Origin of the sequence: Actinomadura sp. WAC 06369 (assembly GCF_003947565.1) — a bacterium.
Taxonomy (GTDB): domain Bacteria; phylum Actinomycetota; class Actinomycetes; order Streptosporangiales; family Streptosporangiaceae; genus Spirillospora; species Spirillospora rifamycini.
Map to the genome: position 1 here is coordinate 1 of NZ_QHJN01000241.1, position 8,633 is coordinate 8,633.

Below are 8,633 nucleotides of genomic sequence, written 5' to 3' on the forward strand. Positions count from 1 at the left end.
TCCCAGTAGGGACGGCTCAGATGCTCGGGGTGCGCGGTGCGGTGGAACGCGAGCCCGTGCGACTCGACCTTCTCCGCCCAGCCGTCCCGCGGCGGGGGCGGGGGCTGATCCGGTGCGCCGCATGCGTTCGACGCCGCGGGACGGCTGGGCGGAGAAGGTCGAGTCGCACGGGCTCGCGTTCCACCGCACCGCGCACCCCGAGCATCTGAGCCGTCCCTACTGGGACGAGTCGGTGCACTACGTCTTCGATCTGGACGAGGTCCTCGAGCTGGAGCGGGTCGTCGAGGAACTGCACGACATGTGCCTCCAGGTGGTGGAGCACGTGGTGTCCACCGGCCGCTACCACGTGCTGGGCATCCCCGAGTGGGTCGCGCCGCTCATCGAGGCGTCCTGGCGGCGCCGCGACCCGCACCTGTACGGGCGGTTCGACCTGCGCTACGACGGGCGGGGCCCCGCGAAGCTGCTGGAGTACAACGCCGACACCCCGACGGCGCTCGTCGAGAGCTCGGTCGTCCAGTGGTTCTGGCTGCAGGACGTCTATCCGGACGACGACCAGTGGAATTCGATCCACGAGCGCCTCGTCGCGCGCTGGAAGGACATCGCGCCGAGCGTCGACGGGGACATGGCGCACTTCGCCTGGACGACGGACGACGAGAGCGGCGAGGAGGTCATGACGATCGCCTACATGCAGGAGACCGCCGAGGAGGCGGGGCTCCCGGGCACGGCGATCGCCATGGAGGACGTCGGCTGGGACGCGGCGAACCGCCGGTTCGTCGACCTCGACGAGCGGGAGATCCGGACGCTCTGCAAGCTGTACCCGTGGGAGTGGATCGTCGCCGAGCCGTTCGGCCGCAACATCCGGTTCGCGTCCACGTCCTGGATCGAGCCCATCTGGAAGATGGTGCTGTCCAACAAGGCGCTCTTGGTGCTGCTGTGGGAGCTCTTCCCCGACCACCCGAACCTGCTGCCGACGTATCTGAACACCCCGTCGAACCTGACGTCGTACGTGCAGAAGCCGCTGCTGGGCCGGGAGGGCGCGAGCATGCGGATCGTGACGCCGGACGGCGGCGAGCAGCGCACGCAGGGCGACTACGGCGCGGAGGGGTTCGTGTTCCAGGAGTTCTGCCCGCTGCCGGACTTCGACGGCGAGCGTCCGGTGCTGGGCGCGTGGGTCGTGCAGGACGCGGCGGCCGGGATCGGCATCCGGGAGACGTCGGGGCTCATCACCGACGACACGTCGTCGTTCGTCCCGCACCGGGTCGTGGCTCCGGCGAAGACGTCGCTGGTGAAGGAGAGGACGTCGCTCCGGAAGGGGTGACCTCCCCGAAGCCGGGGTCTACTGGAGCCGGGAGGGGACGTCGAACGTGGCGACGACGGCCTGCCAGACCCGCTTCGCGGACTCGCCGTCGGCGAGCGCCTGCTCGATGGTGCGTCCGCCCAGGTCGGCGATGACGTAGTCCTTGGCGACGCTCTCGGCGTAGCCCTTGCCGAACTGTTCGTTCATCCGTTCCCAGAACACCGTGAGCCGCACGCCTCCCACGCTATCCGACGGGACCGTCCCGCGCGGACCGGTCGAGGGACTCGGCGACCTCGCCGGGCACGGCCGGTCCCGTCCCCTGCCGGTACTGGCGGTGCAGGCCGGTGAGGTACCGCTCGACGCCTTCGACGACGCGCGCGGTCCGGTAGGAGGGGAACACGTCGAACCCGTGCTGGCCGCCCTTCATCTCCGCGTACAGGACGGGCGCGCGGGAGACCGCGCGGAGCCGTTCGACGAACCGGCGGGCCTCGGGGGCGGGGATGAGCGAGTCGTGGCTGCCGTGGACGACGAGGAACGGCGGCGCGTCCTCGCGGACATGGGTGACCGGTGACGCCTTCGCGTACACGTCGCGGTTCTCGGCGAACGGCAGTTTCACGATCCACCGCTCCACGAGCCTGGTGGAGCCGAAGGGGACGGGCCAGGGTCCGGGCTCGCAGAAGTCGTACACGCCGTAGAAGGGGACGGCGCCCTGGACGGACGTGTCCGCGTCCTCGAAGCCGGGCTGGAAGTCGGGGTCGTTCGCGGTGAGCGCGACCATGGCGGCGAGGTGCCCTCCGGCGGAACCGCCGGTCACGCAGAGGAAGTCGGGATCGGCGCCGTAGTCCGCCGCGTGCTCGCGGTACCAGGCGAGGAAGCGTTTCAGGTCGACGAGGTGGTCGGGCCAGGTGGCGCGGGGGCTGAGCCGGTAGTTGACGTTGAACCCCACCCAGCCTTGGACGGCCATGTGGTTGAGCAGGGGCAGGCCTTGCTCGCGCTTGTCGCCGATGATCCATGCTCCGCCGTGGATCTGCATGAGCCCAGGGCGCAGCGCTCCCCCGTCTCCCCCGTCCTTCGGGGCGGCGGGCCGGTACACGTCGAGCTTCAGGCGGAGCCGTCCGTCCTCGTGGAAGGCGATGTCGCGCGTCACCCGCACTCCCTTGCGCGGGACGAGGCAGAGCGGCGGGACGACCAGGTGGGAGCGCGGGTAGCGGGGCGCGGGCCCGGGGTCGAGTTCGAACGGGACGCCGCTCTCCCGCAGGGTGACGGTCGTCCGGCGGGAGACGGCGATGGTCCAGGCGAGGCCGGCGGCCCCGGCGACGCCGAGGAGGAGGCCGGCCCGGCCGGCCCGGCCGTCCAGTCCGCCGTTCCATGCCGCGAGGGCGAGCGCGGCGGCCTCGGCGGCGAGCAGGTGGGGCGCGAGCTCGATCGCCCACCAGCCCGCGAAGAAGCTCGGCGCGAGCAGCACGGGGTTCTTGGCGGGGCGGTGCGCGTTGACGGCGAGCGCGGCGAACAGGATCCCGAGGGCCAGGAGGGCGTACGGCATGGCGGCTCCCTGAGGGCGGTCGCCGCCCAGACTGCCCTGACAAGCGCTTGCTTACAATGTGACGCGCGCCACCCGCGTCCCGTTCTGTCGGACCCGCGAGGCAAGATGGCGCCATGGGCGGTGACGTGCTCGAACGCTTCTCCCCGGCGACCCGCGAGTGGTTCTCGGGGGCGTTCGCCGCACCCACCGCCGCGCAGGCCGGCGCCTGGGACTCCGTCTCCGGGGGCGACAACACGCTCGTGGTGGCGCCGACCGGGTCCGGCAAGACGCTCGCGGCGTTCCTGTGGTCGCTCGACCGGCTCACCGCCGGTCCCCCGCCCGACGCCGACCCGCTGCGCCGCTGCCGCGTGCTGTACGTGTCGCCGCTGAAGGCCCTGGCCGTGGACGTGGAGCGCAACCTGCGGGCGCCGCTGACCGGCATCCGGCACGCCGCGCGCCGCCTCGGCCTCCCCGAACCGGACGTCCGGGTCGGCATGCGGTCGGGCGACACCCCGGCCGACGAGCGGCGGCGGCTGGCCGCGAAGCCGCCCGACATCCTGATCACCACGCCCGAGTCGCTGTTCCTGCTGCTCACCTCGCAGGCGCGCGAGTCGCTGCGCGGCGTCGAGACCGTCATCGTCGACGAGGTGCACGCGGTGGCGGGCACCAAGCGCGGCGCGCACCTGGCGCTGTCGCTGGAGCGCCTGGACGCGCTGCTGGAGCGGCCCGCGCAGCGGATCGGGCTGTCGGCGACCGTCCGCCCGGCCGAGGAGATCGCGGCGTTCCTCGGCGGGACGCGGCCCGCGCGGGTCGTGCAGCCCCCGTCGGACAAGGTCTTCGACCTCGACATCGTGGTCCCCGTCGAGGACATGGGCGAGGTCGGCCGGTTCGTCGACGACGCGGGCGCCGCCGACCCGCGGCAGCGGAGCATCTGGCCCCACGTGGAGGACCGCCTCCTCGACCTGATCGAGGCGCACCGCTCGACGCTCGTCTTCGCCAACTCGCGGCGGCTCGCCGAACGGCTCTGCGGGCGGCTCAACGAGCTGGCGTACGAGCGCGCGACCGGCGAGGCGCTCCCCGAGGACCACACCCCCGCCGAGGCGATGGCGCAGGCCGGGGCCGCGAAGGGCGCCCCCGGGGAGATCGCCCGCGCGCACCACGGGTCGGTGTCGAAGGAGGAGCGGGCCGCGATCGAGAACGCGCTGAAGGAGGGGCGGCTGCCCGCGGTCGTGGCGACGTCCAGCCTGGAGCTGGGCATCGACATGGGCTCGGTCGACCTGGTCGTCCAGGTCGAGTCGCCGCCGTCGGTGGCGAACGGGCTGCAGCGCGTCGGGCGCGCCGGCCACCAGGTCGGCGCCGTCTCCAAAGGCGTGATCTTCCCGAAGTACCGCGGCGACCTGGTGCAGACGGCCGTGGTGGCCGAGCGGATGCGCGGCGGCGAGATCGAGGAGCTGCGGTACCCGCGCAACCCCCTGGACGTCCTGGCGCAGCAGGTCGTCGCGATGACGGCGATGGACGAGTGGCCGGTCGACGACCTGGAGGCGCTGGTCAAGCGGGCCGCCCCGTACGCGACGCTGCCGCGCTCGGCGCTCGAGGCGACCCTCGACATGCTCGCGGGCCGCTACCCGGGCGACGAGTTCGGCGAGCTGCGGCCCCGCCTCGTGTGGGACCGGGTGAACGGCACGCTCAACGCCCGTCCCGGCGCGCAGCGGCTCGCGGTGACCAGCGGCGGGACGATCCCCGACCGCGGCCTGTTCGGCGTGTTCCTCGTCGGCGAGAAGGCGTCGCGGGTCGGGGAACTGGACGAGGAGATGGTCTACGAGTCGCGCGTCGGCGACGTGTTCGTGCTCGGCGCCAGCTCGTGGCGCATCGAGGACATCACGCCCGACCGGGTGCTGGTGTCGCCGGCGCCGGGGCAGCCGGGCAAGCTGCCGTTCTGGCACGGCGACGCGCTCGGCCGCCCCGCCGAGCTGGGCCGCGCGCTCGGCTCGTTCACCCGCGAGCTGTCCGGGCTGCCCGAGGACGACGCGCGCGGGCGGGTGTCGGCCGCCGGGCTGGACGGGTTCGCCGCCGCGAACCTCGTGTCGTACCTCGCGGAGCAGCGGGAGTCGACCGGCCACCTGCCCGACGACCGGACGATGGTCGTGGAGCGGTTCCGCGACGAGCTGGGCGACTGGCGGATGGTGGTGCACTCGCCGCTGGGCGCGCGCGTCCACGCGCCGTGGGCGCTCGCCATCGCGGGGCGGCTGCGCGAGCGGTACGGGGTCGACGCGCAGGCGATGCACGCCGACGACGGCATCGTCATCCGCGTCCCCGACATGGAGGACCCGCCCGGCCTGGACGTCGCCGTGTTCGACCCGGACGACGTCGAGCGGATCGTCGTCGACGAGCTGGGCGGGTCGGCGCTGTTCGCGGCCCGGTTCCGGGAGTGCGCGGCGCGCTCGCTGCTGCTGCCCCGCAACCGGCCCGGCAAGCGGATGCCGCTGTGGCAGCAGCGGCAGCGGGCGGCGCAGCTGCTGTCGGTGGCGAGCAAGTACCCGTCGTTCCCGATCGTCCTGGAGACGATGCGCGAGTGCCTGCAGGACGTGTTCGACGTCCCCGGGTTCGTCCAGCTCATGCGGGACGTGTCGGGGCGGCGGGTCCGGCTCGTGGAGGTCGAGACGCCGCAGCCGTCCCCGTACGCGCGGTCCCTGCTCTTCCACTACGTCGGCGCGTTCATGTACGAGGGCGACTCGCCGCTCGCGGAGCGCCGCGCGCAGGCGCTCGCGCTCGACACCTCGCTGCTGGCGGAGCTGCTGGGCCAGGCCGACCTGCGCGAGCTGCTCGACCCGGAGGTCGTCGCCGACACCGAACGCGAGCTGCAGCGCCTCGCCGAGGACCGGCGCGCCCGCGACCTGGAGGGCGTCGCCGACCTGCTGCGCGCGCTCGGCCCGCTGACGACCGCGGAGGTCGCCGACCGGTCACTCGGCACCGGGTCGGCGCACTGGCTGGCGGAGCTGGAGGCGACCCGGCGGGCGATCCGGGTGCGCGTCGCGGGCACCGAGCACTGGGCCGCGATCGAGGACGCGGGGCGGCTCCGCGACGCGCTCGGCGCGCCGCTGCCCGTCGGGGTGCCGGAGGCGTTCCTGGAGCCGGTGGACGACCCCCTCGGCGACCTGGTCTCCCGGTACGCGCGGACGCACGGCCCGTTCCGGGCGGGCGACGCCGCGGCGCGGTTCGGGCTCGGCCCCGCCGTGGTCGTGGAGACCCTGCGGCGGCTCGCCGCCGCCGGCCGCGTCGCGGAGGGCGAGTTCCTGCCGGTCGGGGCGGTGTCCGGGCCGCTGACGAACGAGTGGTGCGACGCCGGGGTGCTGCGGACGCTGCGGCGCCGCTCCCTCGCGCGGCTGCGCGCGGAGGTCGAGCCGTCCCCGCCCGAGTCGCTGGGGAGGTTCCTGCCCGCGTGGCACGGCGTGACCGGCGGGTCGCGGCTGCGCGGCGTCGACGCGCTCGTCCAGGCAATCGAGCAGCTGCAGGGCGCGGCCGTCCCGGCGTCCGCGCTGGAGACGCTCGTCCTGCCGGCGCGGGTGCCCGGCTACTCCCCCGCCATGCTGGACGAGCTGACGTCGGCGGGCGAGGTCGTCTGGGCGGGGCAGGGCGGCCTGCCGGGCGGGGACGGCTGGATCGCGCTGTACCTGGCCGACACGGCGCCGCTGCTCATGCCGGAGCCGGCGGAGATCACGATCACGCCGGTGCACGAGGCGGTGCTGGCGGCGCTCGGCGACGGCGGCGCGCTGTTCTTCCGCACGCTGTCCGACCGGGTGAACCGTGACGTCACCGCCGCCGACGCCGACCTGGTCACCGCCGTCTGGGACCTCGTGTGGGCGGGGGTGCTCACCAACGACACGCTGGCTCCGCTGCGCGCCGCGCTCGGGTCGGGACGGCCGACGCACCGGTCGCGGACGACGCGGCGGGGCCGTCCGGTGCTCCCGTCGCGGACCGGCCCGCCGACGGTCGCGGGCCGCTGGTGGCCGCTGCCGGACCGGGAGGGGACCGCGACGCTGCGGTCGACCGCGCTGGCGGAGGCGCTGCTGGAGCGGTACGGCATCGTCATCCGGGGCGCGGTGGCGGCGGAGCGGACGCCCGGCGGGTTCGCCGGCGTCTACCCGGTGCTGCGCGCGTTCGAGGAGAGCGGGCGGTGCCGCCGGGGCTACTTCGTCGAGGGGCTCGGCGCCGCGCAGTTCGCGCTGCCGGGCGCCGTCGACCGGCTCCGCGCGCTGCGTCCCGCCGCGCCCGCCGCGCCGGACGACCTGTCCGCGCTGTGGGAGGCGCCCGCTCCGCATCCGGGCTCCCGGCGGGAGCGGGCCGACCGGGCGCTCGTCCTGGCCGCCGCCGACCCCGCCAACCCGTACGGCGCCGCGCTGCCGTGGCCGCCGCGCGACGACGAGGCGATCAGCGGGCACAAGCCGGGCCGCAAGGCCGGGGCGCTGGTCGTGCTGGTCGAGGGCCGGCTGGTCCTCTACGTGGAGCGCGGCGGGCGCACGCTGCTGACCTGGGACGGCGACGCCGAGGTCCTGCAGCCGGCGGTGGACGCGCTGGCGCTCGCCGTCCGGGAGGGGGCGCTCGGCAAGCTCACCGTGGAACGGGCGGACGGTGCCGCGATCGCCGGGTCGCCGCTCGCCGCCGCGCTGGAGTCGGCCGGTTTCCACCCGACGCCCAAGGGCCTGCGGCTACGCGCCTGATCCCGTTCGCGCAGCGGAGCTCCGCGGAGCGGAGCCCACGGGGTCGGTCCGGGGGGTGCGGGGGGTCGTCCCCCCGCGATGAGCCGCCTGATCCCGTCGGCGCAGCGGGGCTCCGCGGAGCGCCACGGTCACGGCGGCGGCGCACACCAGGACGCCCAGCAGCGAGAGCGGCGGCAGGGTGCTGCCGAACAGCGCCCAGCCGCCGATCATCGTGGTGGGCGGCGTCAGGTAGAGCAGCGCCGACACCCGGGCCACGCCCGTCCGGCGGACGTTGACCCAGTACAGGCCGTAGCCGCCGAACATCGCGAGGACCACCAGGACGGCGACGGCGCCCCAGAAGTCCGGCTCGGCGGGCGGGACGAGCGCGCCTTCGGCCGCCGCGAGGCCCGAGAACAGGACGGCGCTCACCGCGGCCTGGATCGTCAGCGCCTCCATGACGCCGGCGGCCGGGCGGGCGCGGCGCTCGACGAGGGTGGCGGCGACCAGGCTCAGCATCGCGCCGAACGGCAGCAGGTACGCCCAGGCGGGGGCGCCGCCGCCCAGCTCCCCGCCGACCACGAGCGCGACGCCGCCGAGCCCGCCGACGAACCCGGCGGCCTGCCACCGGCCGATCGTCTCGCCGAGCAGCGGGACGGCGAGGGCGACCGCGACGAGCGGCTGCAACGCGGCGACCAGGCTGCTGACGCCCGCGTCGACCCCCTGCTGGGACGCCTCGAAGACGCCGTACAGGTAGCCGACCTGCCCGAGGAGGCCGATCAGCACGTGCAGGGCGAGGTCGCGGCGCGGGATGCGCGGCCGCCGCCAGGCGAACCACAGCGCGAGGACCGGGAGCGCGGTGATGAACCGCCAGGCGAGCAGGGTGCTCGTGGGCGCGCTCTGCGCGCCGAGTTCGGCGCCGATGAAGCCCGAGCTCCACAGGACGACGAATCCGGCGCCGAGCAGGGCGTCCGTGCGGTGCGGTGCCATGCGGGGGTCCTTCCTCGGACGATCGAGGTATACATACCGGTATAGCTACACTACCCATACCGGTGGGTATACTCGTGGTGTACGTCACGCGAAGGAGCCGCCGCGATGCCCGCCACACCACCCGCCACAC

The 8,633-nt window shown here is 74.7% G+C and carries 5 protein-coding genes; 2 read left to right on the top strand and 3 right to left on the bottom strand.

The genetic code is table 11. The features are described 5' to 3' along the window. Nucleotides 1-112: 112 nt before the first annotated feature. Nucleotides 113-1,318: a glutathionylspermidine synthase family protein gene (locus DMH08_RS36660; protein ID WP_199748181.1), complete on the top strand. Its 1,206-nt coding sequence runs from the start codon at nucleotides 113-115 to the stop codon at nucleotides 1,316-1,318. Nucleotides 1,319-1,336: 18 nt separating this feature from the next. Here the strand turns inward: DMH08_RS36660 and DMH08_RS36665 are convergent, their stop codons facing one another. Together DMH08_RS36665 and DMH08_RS36670 are read right to left on the bottom strand one after the other, a co-directional pair. Beyond that, nucleotides 1,337-1,531: a DUF3046 domain-containing protein gene (locus DMH08_RS36665; protein WP_026405529.1), complete on the bottom strand. Its 195-nt coding sequence runs from the start codon at nucleotides 1,529-1,531 to the stop codon at nucleotides 1,337-1,339. A 10-nt stretch (nucleotides 1,532-1,541) separates the two neighbouring features. Next, nucleotides 1,542-2,840, bottom strand: coding sequence for an alpha/beta hydrolase (locus DMH08_RS36670; protein ID WP_125620783.1), 1,299 nt, complete (start codon nucleotides 2,838-2,840; stop codon nucleotides 1,542-1,544). 113 nt (nucleotides 2,841-2,953) lie between these two features. Between DMH08_RS36670 and DMH08_RS36675 the strand changes: the two genes are divergently transcribed. Further along, complete coding sequence (locus DMH08_RS36675; protein WP_125620785.1) at nucleotides 2,954-7,537, top strand: ATP-dependent helicase; 4,584 nt, start codon at nucleotides 2,954-2,956, stop codon at nucleotides 7,535-7,537. On the opposite strand, the gene DMH08_RS36680 is transcribed toward DMH08_RS36675, so the two are convergent. Next, on the bottom strand, nucleotides 7,526-8,503 hold the full coding sequence (locus tag DMH08_RS36680) for a DMT family transporter (protein WP_125620787.1): 978 nt from the start codon (nucleotides 8,501-8,503) through the stop codon (nucleotides 7,526-7,528). The two genes, DMH08_RS36675 and DMH08_RS36680, sit on opposite strands and share 12 nt — an antisense overlap. Between the last annotated feature and the right edge of the window lie 130 nt (nucleotides 8,504-8,633).